This is a genomic window from Pseudomonas protegens (assembly GCF_003363755.1).
Lineage (GTDB): Bacteria > Pseudomonadota > Gammaproteobacteria > Pseudomonadales > Pseudomonadaceae > Aquipseudomonas > Aquipseudomonas danubii.
In genome coordinates, this window is the sequence record NZ_CP031396.1 from 2628971 (window position 1) to 2645197 (window position 16227).

Annotated in this window: 14 protein-coding genes; 8 read left to right on the top strand and 6 right to left on the bottom strand. The window is 64.4% G+C overall.

The annotated features are described in order from the left end of the window. The first annotated feature begins 191 nt into the window (after positions 1-191). Together DWF74_RS11690 and DWF74_RS11695 are read left to right on the top strand one after the other, a co-directional pair. Entirely contained in the window at positions 192-3398 is a 3207-nt protein-coding gene (locus DWF74_RS11690; RefSeq protein WP_115581003.1) for a discoidin domain-containing protein, read from the top strand. Positions 3399-3576: 178 nt separating this feature from the next. Beyond that, positions 3577-4638: an alpha/beta hydrolase family protein gene (locus tag DWF74_RS11695; RefSeq protein ID WP_115581004.1), complete on the top strand. Its 1062-nt coding sequence runs from the start codon at positions 3577-3579 to the stop codon at positions 4636-4638. On the opposite strand, the gene yedA is transcribed toward DWF74_RS11695, so the two are convergent. Then, the gene (gene yedA, locus DWF74_RS11700; protein ID WP_102865379.1) at positions 4639-5547 is read right to left on the bottom strand and encodes a drug/metabolite exporter YedA; all 909 of its coding nucleotides are present in this window, start codon (positions 5545-5547) and stop codon (positions 4639-4641) included. 159 nt (positions 5548-5706) lie between these two features. Between yedA and DWF74_RS11705 the strand changes: the two genes are divergently transcribed. Beyond that, positions 5707-6159 carry an Lrp/AsnC family transcriptional regulator gene (locus DWF74_RS11705; RefSeq protein ID WP_060841229.1) on the top strand — a complete coding sequence of 151 codons (453 nt, stop codon included), beginning with the start codon at positions 5707-5709 and terminating at the stop codon, positions 6157-6159. A gap of 15 nt (positions 6160-6174) precedes the next feature. Here DWF74_RS11705 and DWF74_RS11710 read toward each other — a convergent pair whose 3' ends face one another. The 3 genes from DWF74_RS11710 to DWF74_RS11720 all read right to left on the bottom strand — a co-directional run bounded on the left by DWF74_RS11710 (position 6175) and on the right by DWF74_RS11720 (position 8195). Then, positions 6175-6786, bottom strand: coding sequence for a 3'-5' exonuclease (locus tag DWF74_RS11710; RefSeq protein WP_102865378.1), 612 nt, complete (start codon positions 6784-6786; stop codon positions 6175-6177). Positions 6787-6813: 27 nt separating this feature from the next. After that, on the bottom strand, positions 6814-7293 hold the full coding sequence (locus tag DWF74_RS11715; protein WP_060841231.1) for an NYN domain-containing protein: 480 nt from the start codon (positions 7291-7293) through the stop codon (positions 6814-6816). Between the two features lie 137 nt (positions 7294-7430). Continuing rightward, positions 7431-8195: a DUF2076 domain-containing protein gene (locus tag DWF74_RS11720; RefSeq protein WP_102865377.1), complete on the bottom strand. Its 765-nt coding sequence runs from the start codon at positions 8193-8195 to the stop codon at positions 7431-7433. A gap of 180 nt (positions 8196-8375) precedes the next feature. Between DWF74_RS11720 and DWF74_RS11725 the strand changes: the two genes are divergently transcribed. Next, positions 8376-9038 (top strand): YciC family protein, encoded by a 663-nt coding sequence (locus DWF74_RS11725; protein ID WP_115581005.1) that lies wholly within the window; start codon positions 8376-8378, stop codon positions 9036-9038. Positions 9039-9125: 87 nt separating this feature from the next. Continuing rightward, entirely contained in the window at positions 9126-10202 is a 1077-nt protein-coding gene (locus DWF74_RS11730; RefSeq protein ID WP_102865375.1) for an endonuclease/exonuclease/phosphatase family protein, read from the top strand. Between the two features lie 7 nt (positions 10203-10209). Here DWF74_RS11730 and hrpB read toward each other — a convergent pair whose 3' ends face one another. Then, on the bottom strand, positions 10210-12729 hold the full coding sequence (gene hrpB, locus DWF74_RS11735) for an ATP-dependent helicase HrpB (protein ID WP_110596238.1): 2520 nt from the start codon (positions 12727-12729) through the stop codon (positions 10210-10212). 130 nt (positions 12730-12859) lie between these two features. Here hrpB and DWF74_RS11740 point away from each other — a divergent pair, with 130 nt between their 5' ends. Continuing rightward, positions 12860-13279, top strand: a complete 420-nt coding sequence (locus DWF74_RS11740; RefSeq protein ID WP_102865373.1) for a polyribonucleotide nucleotidyltransferase — start codon at positions 12860-12862, stop codon at positions 13277-13279. A gap of 27 nt (positions 13280-13306) precedes the next feature. Continuing rightward, positions 13307-14203, top strand: coding sequence for a cation diffusion facilitator family transporter (locus DWF74_RS11745; protein WP_102865372.1), 897 nt, complete (start codon positions 13307-13309; stop codon positions 14201-14203). Here DWF74_RS11745 and DWF74_RS11750 read toward each other — a convergent pair. Beyond that, positions 14197-15276, bottom strand: coding sequence for a DUF6515 family protein (locus DWF74_RS11750; protein ID WP_102865371.1), 1080 nt, complete (start codon positions 15274-15276; stop codon positions 14197-14199). The genes DWF74_RS11745 and DWF74_RS11750 overlap by 7 nt on opposite strands. A 413-nt stretch (positions 15277-15689) precedes the next feature. Between DWF74_RS11750 and DWF74_RS11755 the strand changes: the two genes are divergently transcribed. Next, on the top strand, positions 15690-16169 hold the full coding sequence (locus tag DWF74_RS11755; protein ID WP_102865370.1) for an Lrp/AsnC family transcriptional regulator: 480 nt from the start codon (positions 15690-15692) through the stop codon (positions 16167-16169). Positions 16170-16227: the final 58 nt, after the last annotated feature.

Sequence of the window (16227 nt, forward strand, 5' to 3'; positions counted from 1 at the left end):
CCACCCACTCCGGCGATCCTGCCAGGCACCTAGGACCGGTACGAAAAGCCCCCTGTTCGATGTACGCCCGGAGCGCCCCTGCCTATGATGCCCTCCGCCGGCAAAACTCCTTATCCACCTTCTCAGCGCGGACGCTTTAGCGGTCCTGTTCGCCAGGTTTCGCACCGCGCCGAGACTCTCCAGGAATAGTTATGTCGAGCTTCAGATTGACTGCCTTGTCCCGCGCTACCCGCCTTTGGGGCGCCAGCCTGGGCGCCGCCCTGCTCTTGCCCCTGGGCATGGTGCAGGCCGATGTCGGCCAGCCCACTCCCGATGCGACTCAGGGCGCGACGGTGACCCAGGGTCACTTCATCAACCTGCCGATGCCCGGTGCCAGGGCCATGCCATTCGGCGCGGCCGAAACCGGCACCGAACAGCTGCAACAGGTCACCGGGATGCGCATCCGCAGCCTGGTCCCGCAACAGGACGATACCTTCAAGGATCTGCGGGTCATGACCGGCCAGCTGGAAGGACGTGCCCGTACCCTCAGCGCCCCCGGAGAGATGACCCTCGCCGCGCGTCCCGACGGCAGCTTTCTCGCCCTGTTGCCGGACGCCAATGCGATCATTCGCGGCGACGCCAACGGCCAGCAGTCGTTGATCCACCTCGACCCCGGGGCGGCCTTTGACCCGTCGAGCGTCGACTACATCGCCAATGACGGCAGCGAGCCGCCAGCCCAGAAGGAATCACGCAGCGGCCTGCGCAGTTTCCAGGTCGACCGCAACGTCCAGGGCGAAACCGTGATCGACCTGCTGGCCGGGTTCTCCCAGGCCGCCGCCGACTATATCGGTGACCACGAAGCCTACGCCCTGGTCCAGGTAGCCTCGGTCAACCGCGCCTTGCAACAGTCCAAGGTGCAGGGCGTGCGCCTGCGCCTGGTGGGCACTCAAGTTGTGCCAAAGGATGTCGCCATCACCAGCCCCAACGTGAATCAGGTGCGCAACGTCTTCGCCGAAGGCATGCGCCGCTACAGCCCGGACGTGGTCGCCAGCTTCGTCGTTGGCATCCCCGGGGAGAACACCGCTGTGGGTTGGGGCCAGCTACCCGGGCGCTACACCATCAACTCCATCAAATCGTCCACCGTGTTCCGTCACGAACTGGCCCACAACATCGGCGGTAGCCACTGCTCCGATGGCAGCCACTACCGCTTCGGTTACAACAACGGTCGGGTCGGCACTATCCTCTGCGGCAACCATGTGGGCTATTTCTCCAACCCGGACGTCAAGGACAGCCGCGGCGTGCCGCTGGGCAACGCGACAACCGCCAACATGGCCCGGGTCTGGCGGGAAAACGCGGCGCTGATGTCGGCCTACAGCCCTTCCGTGATTCCGCTCGAACAGGAGCAAAGCACCTCGATCCTCAACCAGAAAGTCACCCTGGCCAGCGGTCAGACGCGCTACTTCCCGGTGGATGTGCCCGAAGGCACCCGGCGCCTGGTATTCACCGTGGTGGACGGCGAACTTACCGAGAAGGCCGGCCAGATCCAGTTGCTGCTCAAGCGCGGCGCCCAGCCCAGCGGCTCGAGCTACGACTATCGCTCGGCACGCAGCCACAACGTCTCCCTGGGGGTCAACAACCCGCAGCCGGGACGCTGGTACCTGGCGGTCAACACCGACCACCGCGCCACCCAGGACCAGGTGCTTGAAGGCCACGCCTATGGCCTGACCCAGGACACGGCCCAGGGCCGCTACCTGAAATTCGTCGCCACCTCCGCGGTGGACGGCAAGGACAACGCCAGCGTCGCCGAACTGCTGCTGGTGGATGCCAAGGGCAAGGCCCTGCCCCGCAATAGCTGGAAGGTCATGTCCACCAGCAGCGCGGTGCCTGGCGCAGCGGTCGGCAACCACGCCATCGACGGCAACCCCAACTCCTACTGGAGCACGGCGGCGGGGGCGCGCTACCCCCATGAAATACTGATCGACCTGGGAGCCGACAGCCGTTTCTCGCAACTGCACTACCTGCCGCGCCAGGACGCCGGCCTGAGCGGCAACATCAAGGGCTATCAGGTCTATGGCAGCAGCAGTGCCAACGGCGCCTGGACCCTGCTGGCCGACGGCGAATTCAGCGCCGACAACGAGGTCAAGGCCGCGTCCCTCAAGCCGGTGAATGCCGGTGAACCTCCGGTGGCGGTGATCAGCGGCAAGACCGAAGCCAACGCCGGGGACAGGATCGTCCTCGATGCCTCGGCCTCCAGCGATCCCCAGGGCAATGCCCTGAGCTTCGCCTGGGAAGCCTCGCCGCGCCTGGACTTCGACTACGACGGCGCGCGCATCAGCTTCACCGCGCCCGAGCTGCAGGAAGACACCCGCTACCGTTTCACCCTGACCCTGAGCAACGGCAAGCAGAGCAGCACCCGGACCCACGAGATGCTGATCAAGGGCAAGGCCGGCACCGCCAGTTGCAAACCGGAATGGACGCTCAGAGGCACTTACGTCGGCAACGATGTGGTGCAGTGGAAAGGTCGTCAGTACCAGGCTCGCTGGTGGACCTCCGGCGCCGAGCCGGGCCTGGCCAGCACCACCGGCCCGGACGGCGCCGGCAAGGTCTGGCGGGACCTGGGCCCGTGCCAGAGCGAGGGTGAGAAACCGGTCGAGCCACCGGTGGAGGAAGTCAAACCGCCGGTGGCCGTGATCGGCGGTACCAGCCAGGCCAAGCCGGGCGAAACGGTCTACCTCAACGCCAGCGGGTCCAGCGACCCGGCGGGCCTGAAGCTCAGCTACAGCTGGAGCGTCAACCCTAGCGTCGCCTTTGAAGCCGCTGGCGACCTGATGAAGTTCGTCGCCCCGAAGGCCGAGCAGGATGTCACCTACAACGTCAACCTGACGGTGAACAACGGCAAGCACAGCGCCACCCGCACCCATCAGGTCAAGGTCCTGGCCGAGAAGCCGGCGCCGGTCAAGCCGCCGGTGGCGAGCATCGCCGGCGTCAGCCAGGCCAAGGGCGGTGAAACGGTGACCCTGGATGCCGCAGGCTCCAGCGATCCGGCCGGTCTAGCGCTGAGCTACCAATGGACCGTGACGCCCAGCGTCGCCTTCCAGGCCTCGGGATCGAAACTGACCTTTGTCGCGCCCAAGAGCGACAAGGACACCAGCTACCGCTTCACCCTGAACCTGGGCAACGGCAGCCACACGGTCAGCCGCGACCATAGCGTGACCGTGCTGGCCGACAGCGTGGAAACGCCAGCCGGTTGCCTGGGCGCCTGGAGCCGTCAAGGTACCTACCTGGCCAACGACAAGGTCAGCCACAACGGCCGCTACTACATCGCCCGCTGGTGGACCAAAGGCAACGAGCCGTCTGCTGCCACTGTCGGTGGCGAAGGCAGTGGCAAGGTCTGGCGCGACGCCGGCGCCTGTAACTGATGCCTGAGGCGTGACCGCTTGCTCCGCAATCCGGTCACCCTTTCCCGGCCACTTCAGGTAAAAGGATGGGCGGCGACTGCCATCAGTCGTCGTCCGCCCTCTGCCGCTGAACGCCGTCGACTCCTCCAAGGCGCGCCCCCACTGGCAGAACACCGATGCTTTGCCAATGGAGATCCGAATGCGCAAATCTGCCCTGTCCGCATGGATGCTAGCGGGCCTTTCCCTTTCCCTGTGCCTGTCCCAGGTGCAGGCCGCCGAACTCATCGGCTTTCGTGAAGTGACGCTGGCGGACGCCAGTCAGCAGCGCCCCCTGCATGTCGCCCTCTGGTACCCCACCACGGCCACCATCCCCCTCCTGCCATCGGCTGAAAACCCGATTTTCCAGGGTGTAGCGACCATCAAGAATGCCGCCCCTAGCGGCTCTGCCCATCCGCTGGTGGTGCTGTCCCATGGCTATCGCGGCAACTGGCGCAATCTCAGCTGGCTGGTATCGAGCCTGGTGGACCAAGGCTATATAGTCGCGGCTCCCGACCATCCGGGCACCACCACATTCGACCAGCGCCCCGCAGAAGCCGCCAAGCTCTGGGAGCGCCCGCGTGACCTGAGCCGGGTCATCGACAGGCTCACCCGCGATAACACCCTGGCCGGCACGGTCAACCCGCAGCGCATCGCCGCCATCGGCCACTCCCTGGGCGGCTGGACGGTCACCGCGCTGGCCGGCGCCCGCTACAGCCCGGAACGTTACCTGGAGGAATGCCGGCTGCATCCCAATCCACGCCTTTGCCACATAGCTCCGGAACTGGGAATCACCGCGCACAATCAGGGCCCGCTGAGCACCGATCTGCGGGACCCGCGAGTCAAGGCCGTCGTTGCGCTGGACCTGGGGTTCGCCCGCGGCTTTACCCCCGAAAGTTTGTCGACACTGCACACACCGGTTCTGGTCCTGGGGGCCGGAGTGAACATCGCGGACATGCCCGTGGAAGAAGAGTCGGGCTATCTGAACGCCCATCTGGCGTCCCCGCCTTCGCGCTATGAGGTCCTGGCCAATGCCAGCCACTTCAGCTTCATGCAAGTCTGCAAGCCAGGCGCCGTGGCCCTGCTCAAGGAAGAGGCGCCTGGGGATGAGATTATCTGCCGCGATGGCGATGCCGGTGATCGCCAGGGCATCCACCGGCAGGTGGCAAAGCTGATCGGCGACTTTCTGGATCAGAAGCTTGCCGGCCAACCACCGGCAGGCTGATCAGACAACCTCTTGCTGAGGAGCGGCTTTCGGCTTGCGCCACTGGGGCAGGCCGATCAGCACCACCGCGCTGATGATCACCAGCATGGCCAGGCCCTCCTCGATGCCGATGGTTTCACCGACAAAGACGATCCCCAGCAGCACCGCCACCGCCGGATTGACGTAGGCATAGCTGGTGGCCGCGGCCGGCCGCACGTGCTTGAGCAGGTACATGTAGGCGTTGAAGGCGATGATCGACCCGAAGCCGGCCAGATAGGCCAGGGCCAACCAGCCTTCCAGGGGCGGCATGGCGTCCAGATGCTCGCCGCTCAAGACGCTGCCGATCATCAGCACCACGCCACCGACGAGCATTTCCGCAGCGCTGGCCATGGCCCCCTGGGGCAGCGGCAGGTGCCTGCTCCACACTGAACCGAAGGCCCAGGCCGCAGCGGCGAAGAGCAACAAGGCCGCACCCAGCGGGCTGGATTGCAGGTTGGAACCCAGGTTGAGCATGCCGATACCGATCATCCCGAGGATGATCCCGGCCCACTCCAGACGCGTGTTGCGTGCACCCCAGAAATAGCCGCAGAGCAAGGTGAACAAAGGCACCGTGGCCACCGCCAGGGCCGCCACTCCAGAGGTCACCCCGGAGTGTTCGGCCAGCGTCACCGCACCGTTGCCGCAACTGAGCAGCAACACGCCGATGATCCCCGCGGCCTTCCATTGCGCCCAGGTCGGTGCCGGAACCCCGCGCCAGCGCAGGAAGGCATACATCAAGCTGCCGGCGATGATGAAACGCACACCGCCGAGCATCAACGGTGGCCAGTACTCGACGCCGATGCGGATCACCAGATAGGTCGACCCCCAGATCACGTACAGGGCAAAAAAGGCGGCAATCAACGGCAAGGGAAAACGGCTTTGGCCAGGCATGGGGGCAGCTCGGAGCAGGCAGGGGGAGAACTATTCTAGAAAGGTGACCCGGGGAACTTAAGTTACAAAAAGTGTTTATAACGGCAGTACACTTTCCAAAACATGGAGTTCAGGGCTATATGCCGTGCTTTCGAAAGTCGTACCTATTAGAGGCCTTCCATGGACAAATACGATCGCTTGCTCCTAGCCAGCCTGCTGGAAAACGGCCGGGCGAGTTACGCCGAGCTGGCGCGCAAGGTCAACCTCTCGGCGCCGGCAGTGGCCGAGCGCGTGGCCAAGCTGGAGGCCAGCGGCGTGATCACCGGTTATCAGGCCAAGGTCGATATGGCCAAGGTGGGGCTGCCGATCCAGTGCGTGATCGAACTGCGCCTGGCCCAGCATGGCAACCAGAAGAACTATGACGAACTGATCAAGATCCCCCAGCTCACCGAGTGTCATCGGGTGACGGGAGATCCTTGCGTGATCATGCAGGCTGCCGTGGGCTCGATGCCGGAGCTGGAGGAACTGATCAATCGCGTGGCCCAGTTCGGTTTCAGCAAGACTTCCATCGTGCTGTCCAGCGCCATCGAACGGCGGGTGCCCCTGGGGCAACTGGAAAGCAACGGCAAATGAATCCGGAGCCTGGGCTCAGCCCCCGCGCTGACGTTTGAGGTGCTCGGGGATCTTGGCCGCCGGGACTTTCTGCAGCTTGCAGAGAAAGTCGTGGGACAGCTCACGCACGCCATGGGTGTGCCGCAGCTCGCCCGCCAGATGCGCCACCAGGTTGGCGGCCATTTCCGCATCGGCCATGGCCCGGTGCGCCTGACCGGTGTGGGGCAAGCCGGCGAATGAGGTCAGGGTGCCCAGCTTGTGGTTCGGCGCCGCCGGCATCAGGCGCCGGGCCAGCAGCAGGGAACAGGCGAAATTCTGCAAGCGGGTGCGCTTGATCCGCCCCAGTTCGAAATCCCAGAACTTCTGGTCGAAGGCCGCGTTGTGGGCCAGCAACGGCGTGGTGCCGACAAACTCGTTGACCTCGTTCATCACCTGATCCGCTGGCGGGGCGCTGCGCAGCATGGCGTTGCTGATGCCGGTCAGTTGTTCGATAAAGCCCGGCACCCGCACGCCGGCATTCATCAGGCTCTGGTAACGCTCGACGATGCGCCCCTGCTCAAGAATCACCACGGCGATTTCCGTGGCCCGGCAACTGCTGCTCGGGGAGATTCCGGTGGTTTCAAAGTCGATGACGGCAATACGTTCCAAACCTGTGCAGCTCCGTATAAAAAATGATCAGCTTTTCAGCAGCAAGGCGCCTTCGATCGGCACATAGCGGGTAGCGGCGCGAATCAGCGAATTGGCAGTCAGACCCGGCACGCCATAAGCCACCGCGCTGACCCCATGCTTGTGGATGATGCGCTCGAGCAGCAGGTCGAAGTCGCCGTCGCCGGAGGCCAGCACCACTTCGTCGACCTGGGCGGCCGCGTCCATGATGTCGATGGTGATGCCCACGTCCCAGTCGCCCTTGGCCGAGCCATCGCTGCGCTGAATGTAGGGTTTGAGTTTTACCGTGAAGCCCAGGTTGCGCAGGATCTGCTGAAACTGCTGCTGCTTGCTGTCACCGCGATCGATGGCATAGGCATAGGCTTCGACGATCTGCCCTTGCTTGCTGATATCCGCCCACAGCGCCGCGTAGTTGAAGTGACAACCATAGGCCTGGCGGACGGTGTAATAGAGGTTCTGGACGTCGGCGAACACCGCGATTTTCTTCACCGCTAATCCTCATGGCGCAGCAGCGCAGGGGCTGGAACGGGGCTCAAGACCCGAAAAGTCGCCCAGTATGCCAGTCACAAGGAATGTTCCGCGAATAATCGGTCCGGGGCAGGTGCCTGCCCCGGACCGACGGAGCCTCAGACGAAGGAATCGTCGTCGGAGAAGAACGAACTGTCGTCGTTGCCGTAATCGGCGTTGCTGAAGCCGCCCTGGTCGCTGTTGCCCCAGGAGTCGTTGTTGGCCAGCCGCTGATCGTCATTGCCCCAGCCACTGTTGTCGCTGGCCGGTGCCGGTTCTTCCTTGATGACTTCGACGACTTCCTGAGGCTGCTGGTTGCTGTGGAACAGGCTGCTGATGCCCTGGGCCAGCATCACCCCGCCGGCCACGCCGGCTGCGGTTTTCAAGGCCCCACCGAGGAAGCTGCTGCCGGCAGCCGGTGCCGGTTGCGGCGCATAGTTCTGCTGCGGGGCACCGAAATTCTGCTGCGGTGGCGCGCCAAAGGAAGAGCGCGACGGCTCACGCCAGCCACCGCCGGAGGATGGCGCCACACTCGGGGCCTGCGCGGGAGCCGGTTGCGACTCGCGGGAACCGCCGAAGATGCTCGACAGAAAGCCGCCACTGGCCGCCGGAGCTGCAGCGCGGGCCTGGGAGCGAGCCTGTTGCAGTTCGGCCTGCAACTGCTGCACTTGCTGGCTCAATTGTTTGTTCTGCTCATCGAGGCTTTTCAGGGCAGCCTCCTGCACCAGGATCGCCTGGGTCATGAAATACCCGGCCGCAGGCTGGCGGATCAGGTGTTCCTTGATCCGCGCTTCGGCCTGGGCGTCACGTGGAGCTGAGTCCGTCTCGGCTTGTTGCAACCGTGAAAACAGTCCATCGATCAGGGTTTGCTCTTCGCTGTTCATGGCGACCTCTTTAGATTGCCGGTAAAAATCTGGTCCGTGCCCCCACAGGGCCGCGGTACGCACCAGTTATGGGGTTGGGGCGACGACTTTCAATGGTCTTTACTCAAGGTTTACGTTTGCTCCCGAGGGGCCAGCTTCGGTTAAAGTGTTCAACCGCTTGGTCAACTGCGATCCCCATCAATGACTCCGTTAGATGTTCTGCGCGACTCTTTCTATTTTTTCCAACGCAACTTCGGCCGCATCGCCCAACTGTGCCTGCCCCTGGTGATTCTCGAAGCGCTGCTGCAACAAGGCGTCAGCAGCGCCCTGGGCGAGAATGCCTTTCCCGGCTCCAGCGTGGTGGTGGGGCTCTTGCTCTATCCGCTGTACACCGGCGCGCTGATCCTGTTTCTCGACGCCCGCACCCGGGGGGAATCGCCTCGCAACCGTGATCTTTGGGCCATGGCCCTGAGCCTGTGGCCGCGCTTCGCCGTGCTGACGGCGGTCAGCACGCTGCTGATTCTTCTCGGGCTGTCGCTGTATTTGCTGCCGGGGCTGTGGCTGATGGTGGTGCTGGCCTTCGCCGAGTACCTGCTGGTGCTCAAGGGCCTGGCGCCCCTGGCGGCCATCAAGGAAAGCCTGCGTCTGAGCCGCGGGCACTTCCTGCGCATCCTGTTGTGCATCCTGGCGGTCATGGCCCCGTTGTGGCTGCTCAAAGGGGCGAGCGAAACCGCCTATCCCGATCCGCACAACCCGATCCTGTCCCTGGCCATCGACAGCGCTTACAGCTTCCTGCAGCTGTTCACCAGCGTGGTGCTGTTCCGCCTGTACATGCTCATCAACGAGCCAACGGACAACCGCTGATTCACCTTGCGGCCGCTCTACCCCTTGGGTGAGCGCCGCGCACTCGGTTATGCTCCGGCCCATCCTGCAACGCCATAAGCCGAGCCGATGACCCGTCTACTGCGCATCACCCTGTTGAGCCTGCTCCTGATCGGCCTGGTACTGGCCGGCCTGATCTACAGCCTGACCTGGCGCCCTCTGCCCAAGGAAACCCTGACGGTCAGTTGCAGCGCCCAGGCCACGCCGCTGGTGCCGGGCCAGGCACTCAAGGTGATGACCTGGAACCTGCAGTACCTGGCGGGCAAGCGCTACGTGTTCTGGAACGACCAGGCCCGGGGCGAGGACGAACGTCCGACCCTGGAAGACATGGCCTTCAGCCTCGACGAAGTGGCCCGGGTCATCCGCGACGAACAGCCGGACCTGGTGCTGCTGCAGGAAGTGGACAACGGCGCCAAGGCCAGCGCCTACCAGGATCAACTCAAACTCCTGCAGGAGCGGCTCGCCGACCTCTACCCCTGCAGCACCCAGGCTTACGACTGGAAGGCGGACTTCGTGCCCTCGCCGCACATTTTCGGCAGCGTCGGCCGACAACTGGCGACCCTCAGCCGCTACCGCATCGATCACGCCGAACGCTTGCAACTGCCGGTTGCCCCGCACCCGCTCATCAGCCGGCAGTTCCAGCCCAAGGACGCCCTGCTGCTGAGCTACCTGCCCCTGAGCGATGGCGGCCAACTGGTGGTGCTGAACACCCATCTGGAACGTGCACAGCGCGCCGACGACACTCAGCACAAGCAGGTGACGGCCATTGCCAAGGTTCTGGACAAACTGGAGAGCCGCGGCACCCCCTGGCTGATTGGCGGCGATTTCAACCTGCTGCCCCTGAGCCAGTACCAACGCCTGAGCGAAGAACAGCGCGCGCCCTACAACGCTGACAGCCCGCTGCACCTGCTATGGGACAAGTACCCGATGATCCCCAGCAACACCCAGGCCAGTGGGGTCGACCGTGCTCGCTGGCTGACCCACTACCCCAACGACCCGAGCCTCGACGGCCCGGATCGCACGGTGGACTACCTGTTCTATAGCCCACGACTGAAGCGGGTTGAATCCCGAGTACGCCAGGACGACACCCAGCGCATCTCCGACCACCTGCCGGTGCTTGCCCGGTTCCTGTTGCCGGCGTTGTAACCCCGCTTTACTTGCGGGGTTTGATCCGCGCCGTAGCCTCGGCAATCAGCGGATCGTCCGGCCAGTAATGCTTGGGATAACGGCCCTTGAGATCCTTCTTCACCTCGGCGTAAGTGCTGCGCCAGAAGTTCGCCAGATCCTGGGTGACCTGCACCGGACGCCGCGCCGGCGACAGCAGGTGCAACTTGACCACTTGGCGGCCACCGGCAATCCGCGGCGTGTCCGACAGCCCAAACAGCTCCTGCAGGCGCACCGCCAGAATCGGCGGCTGCTCGCTGTAGTCCAGACGGATAGAGGAACCCGAAGGTACCGTCAGATGATGCGGAGCCAGCTCGTCCAGGCGCTGGGGCAGCGGCCAGGGCAACAGGTTGTGGACAATGCTGGCCAGCTCCAGGTTGGCAAAGTGACTCAGTCGCGACACCTTGCCCAGGTAGGGCTGTAGCCACTGTTCCAGCCCTGCGAGCAAGGCGCCATCACTGACATCCGGCCATTGGCTCTCGCCCTTGTCCGCCAGATCCAGCTGCCGCAGCAAGGTCACCCGAGCCTGCCACTGGCGCAGCTCCGGGGTCCAGGGCAGCAGCTCCAGGCCCTTGCGCCGCACCAGATTGACCAGGGCCTGGCTACGGGCTGACTCGTCCAGGCCGGTGAGCGGTTCACGGCTGAGTACCAGCTCACCAACCTTGCGTTGACGCTCGGCCCGCAGCACGCCTTCGCGCTCGTCCCAATCCAGCTGGTCGACGTTGCGCACCTGCTCTGCCAGCACCGTATCGAACAGGGTCGGATCAAAATCCGCTGCCAGGTAGATGCGCTCCTCACGCTGGCCCTGGCGGCTGCCCAGGTCGGCGATCACCAGCCAGGGCTGCTTCATCAGGTTGTCGGTTTCGCTGAACAGCGCCGCACGGCCGTTGGCCAGTCGATACTCGGCACCACCGGGACGGCGCTGCTGGGCCACCCGATCGGGGTAGGCCAGGGCCAGCAAGGCACCAAGCCAGCGCGGATGCTCGGGATCGGCGACCGCTGCCTCGGGCTGCCCTCGCAGGTAGCCACGGTACTGCCGCGCCAGTTGCCGCGCACGCTGGACACCACCCTGGGCACCACGGGCCGCGCGCTCCTCCCCGGAAAGCAGCACCAGGCGACTGTGCAGGTCGGCGCCGGCCCCGCGCAAAATGTCCCGTTCCCCCAGCAGGGCCGCGACGTCGCAGGCCATCTGCGCCAGCCCCAGGGACTGGCCGCGCAACAGCAAGTGGGCAATGCGCGGATGGGCCGGCAACTCGGCCATGGCCTGACCGTGGCGGGTCAGTGTGCCGTCATCGTTGAGCGCTCCCAGGCGCTGCAACAGGTCCTGGGCCTGTGCATAAGCGGCGCTGGGAGGCGGGTCCAGCCAGGCCAGCTGATTCGGGGTCACGCCCCAGCGCGCCAGTTGCAGGGCCAGACCGGCCAGGTCGGCCTGAAGGATCTCCGCGCCGGCATAGGCCGCCAGTTGTTCCTGCTGATCCGCCGACCACAAGCGATAGCACACGCCAGGCTCCAGGCGCCCGGCCCGGCCGGCGCGCTGGGTGGCGCTGGCCCGGGAGATACGCTGGGTGTCGAGGCGGGTCATGCCGCTGCCGGGATCGAAGCGCGGCACTCGGGCCAGCCCGGCGTCCACCACCACCCGCACGCCGTTAATGGTCAGGCTGGTTTCGGCGATATTGGTGGCCAATACCACTTTACGCCGCCCCGCCGGGGCCGGATCGATGGCCGCGCGCTGGGCGGCCAGGTCCAGCTCGCCATGCAGTGGACAGAGCAGAATCTCACTGCGCTGTCCCAAGGACTCGGCCAACTGCTGATGCACTCGACGAATCTCGGCCTGGCCTGGGAGAAACACCAGCAGGCTGCCGCTTTCATCGTTGATGGCTTCAAGCACGGTCTGCACCACCCGCGGTTCGATGAACTCGCCGGGCTGGAACGGCCGACCCCAGCGCTGGGTCACCGGGAACATGCGCCCCTCACTGCGCAGGATCGGCGCATCGCCCAGCAGCGTGGAAAGACGTTCGCCCTCCAGGGTCGCCGACATCAACAGAATCTTCAGGGGCTGCTCGTCACGAAACAGCTCCCGGCCATTGAGGCTCAAGGCCAGGGCTAGGTCGGCATCCAGGCTGCGCTCGTGAAACTCATCGAAGATCAGCAGGCCAACCCCTTCCAGGGCCGGGTCGTCCTGCAGGCGTCGGGTGAGGATACCTTCGGTGACCACTTCGATACGGGTCCGCGGGCCGACCTTGCTTTCCAGGCGGATGCGGTAGCCCACGGTTTCACCGACTTTCTCCCCCAGTTCGCTGGCCAGGCGCTCCGCCGCAGCCCGGGCCGCCAGGCGCCGGGGTTCGAGCATGAGGATGGTCTGTCCGGCCAGCCAGTCCTGATCCAGAAGCGCCAGGGGCACACGGGTGGTCTTGCCGGCACCGGGCGGGGCTTCGAGCACCGCTTCATGGCGCGCCGCCAGGGCCTCGCGCAATGCAGGCAAAACTTCATCAATTGGCAAAGAATTCATGCTGGCTCCAAAACAGAGGCGCGAGTATAACGGCGAACTGCCTGGGGTTAATCATGGTCTGAGTGCTGATCGACAAGACTCAATGCCCCGCTCCATTTCGCTTTGTCTGCATATTTACCAGGAGATATCCATGCGTATTCCCCACCGTGTCATTGGCGGCGTTCTGGTGACCACTCTGCTGACCCAACTCACGGCCTGTGGCTCGATCTTCTTTCCCGACCGCCGCGGCCAGATCGACGGCAAGATCGATCCAGTGGTGGTGGTGCTCGATGCCGTGGGCCTGCTGTTCTATGTCATTCCGGGGCTGATCGCCTTTGGCGTCGACTTCGCCACCGGGGCGATCTACCTGGAGCCGGGCAAGACCGCGCAAATCGCGCCGGAAAAACTCCAGCAGGCCATTGGCGCCGACGGTAAAGTCGACAACCGCAAACTGCAGGCCATTCTGGAAAGCGAACTGGGGGGCAGCTTCCCTCTGGATGATCCGCGCCTGATCCAGCACAAGGGCAGCGTGCAGCAATTGGCCTTGTACGGTCTGCAGCCTGCAGCCTGACCCCAACCTTCAAGGAACCCGCCGCCGATGATTGGCAACCCGGAACACGCTCGCCTCCTGCGCCTGGCCACCCGCGCCTCGGTTACGGTGGCAGGCATCCTGATTGTGACCAAGGCCATCGCCTGGTGGCTCAGTGGCTCGGTGAGCATGCTGGCGGGGCTGACCGACTCGGTGCTCGACGGCTTCACCTCGCTGCTCAATCTGTTGGCGGTGCATTACGCCCTGCGCCCGGCCGATGATGATCACCGCTACGGCCACGGCAAGGCGGAGTCCCTGGCGGGCATGGCCCAGGCGCTGTTCATCGCCGGCAGTGCGGTGCTGATTGCCTTTCAGGCGTTCGAACGCCTGCAGCACCCGGAACCGGTAGGCGCACCCTGGCTGAGCATCGGGGTGATCGGGCTGTCGTTGGTACTGACCATGGCGCTATTGATCCTGCAGCATCGGGTGATCCGCGAAACCGGCTCCAACGCGGTACGGGCCGACTCCCTGCACTACCGCTCCGACCTGCTGCTCAATGGCAGCATCCTCCTGGCCCTGGTACTGGCGGCCTTCGGCTGGCATCAGGTGGATGCCTGGTTCGGCCTGGGGATCGCCGTCTACATTCTCTGGAGCGCGATCCAGATCGCCCGGGAAAGTTTCTCGGTGCTGATGGACGAGGAACTGCCCGCCGATGTCAGCCAACACATGCTGGAACTGGCCTGCAGTGTGCCCGGCGTGCTGGGCGCCCATGACTTGCGCACGCGGATTTCCGGCAGCCACTGGTTCGTCCAACTGCATCTGGAACTGCCCGGCGACCTGAGCCTGTCGGTGGCCCACGCCATCAGCGATCAGGCCGCCGACGCGATCCACCAGGCCTATCCACGGGCCGAGGTACTGGTACACGCCGATCCGCAGGAAGTGGTCGACACCGCCAGGGCTCAGTAAGTGACCTGGTAGCCCCGCGAGCTCAGGCAGTTGCCCTGGGCCTGACGGTAGGCCTGCACCACTTGCGGGGCCGGCTGATAGGTTGCGCTGGCCGGATCGAAGCCACTCTGCTGCACCGCCCAGCGATAGCAGTCGTAGCGATCCTGATCGATCTGCTGTGGCGACTGGCCGTTGACCGGGTACGCCAGCACATCATAGCCATTGCCAGCCGGCTGCTGGTCCGGCGGCGGCACACCCACGGGCGGTTCGACCACTACATACTGTTGGGTGTTGGCTTCATAGGTGTAATAAGCCCCGGCAGCGAGGAAAAACAGCGCGCTGCCGATCCACACTTCCCGCGCGTAGTCAGGCAGGTAGGCCACTCGAATCCCATAAGGCGGGCGCACCACCACATACCGTGGACCTTGTGGACGATACCAATAGCCCCCCGAGAAAAAGTAATCCTGGCCACGGTAAGGCACCCGGTAATTGCGCTCGGGGAAACGGTCAATCACGTAACCCGGGCGATACTGCGGACCTGGCCCCCAGCCGTTGCCATGCCCGTCGGGACGGCCCGGCCAGCGATAGTCGTCGGGGCGACCATGGTCGGGACGCGAGCCTGGACCACCGGCCTGCCAATGCGGGTTGTAGTCATTGCGTCGGGGAATGTCCTGGTAGTAGCCGCGCAGGGGTTCCTGGGTCTGGCGCACGGTATCGGGACGGCTCTGGATGGGCAGCCCTGGCGCCGGCTGCGGCTGCTGAGGAGCCGGTCGCCCCTGCTGATTGGGATCATGCTGGGGACGGTTCTGCCACTGCCCACCCGGATTCTGGCCGTTGTGTTCGAACTGCCGGCTGTTATCGCCACGAATGATCTCATTCTGCGGACGCGGTTGCTGCGGGGCAGGTTGCGCACGTTCAGGCGAGTTCGCCGGACCGCCCTGATGGCCCTCGCCACGCCCTTCGGGGGCATGCTCACGCTGCCCGCCGGAAGGTGCTCCCTGCAGTCTCTCGTCCCGCTCATCGGCGAGCACTTGCGCGCTGACGCTCACGCACAACACACCAACACCTGCCAAACGCCAGATGCGCGACTTCATGCTATTCCTCACTGCGGATTGGGGCCTGTACCTAAGACTGAAAAAGCCTGGGGCGGTTCTGCAGCAGATTATCAGTCACGAGACTTATTTCGCAGGCAATAAAAAAGGGCGGCCCGTCGGCCACCCCTTGAGATTTTGTCCGTGCTCGACGCTTGTGGCGCCGGCTCACCTCACTCCGTCTTCTGGACAGGGTGTAGCCCGGGGGCCGGATCAACCCTGTGGGGTTGGCGGCCGCGGCAGGCCTGATTCGGCGGGCCGCAGTGGACTCTATGTCCGGGCAGTGATTCTGGTGATAAGAATAGGCCTGGGCCGGCGACAGCGGATTGCGAAGATTGCTTGCAAAAACACCTCTTGCGCAATTTTTAACTCAAGATAGATAATTCAACGCAATACTTATGACAAAGGCCTGATTGATGAGCAAACTCGACCGCTATGACCTGAGTATTTTGGCGGAATTGCAACGCGATGCCCGCATCTCCAACCAGGAACTGGCCGAGCGCATCGGTCTGTCGCCCTCGCCCTGCTCGCGCCGGGTCAAGCAGCTGGAAGACGACGGTTATATTTCCCGCCAGGTCGCCCTGCTGGACCGCAAGATGCTCGGCCTGAGCCTGACCGCCTACGTATTGATCGGCATGGACCGGCACACGCCGGAACGCTTCGAGAACTTCGAAGCGGCCATCCGCAGCCTGCCCCAGGTACTGGAATGCAGCCTGGTGACCGGTGTGGACGCCGACTACCAGCTCAAGGTGGTGGTGCCGGACATGGATCACTATCAGAAGTTGCTGCTCGGCCACCTGACCCGTATCGACGGCGTGACCAGTGTGCGCTCCAGTTTCGTGCTCAATCAGGTGCTCAACAGCACCGAACTGCCCCTGACCCACCTGCGCAGCTGAATAGCGGCTGTGGCGACGTAACGCAGGCAGATCAATGCTCGGCAAGTGTCCCATGGCG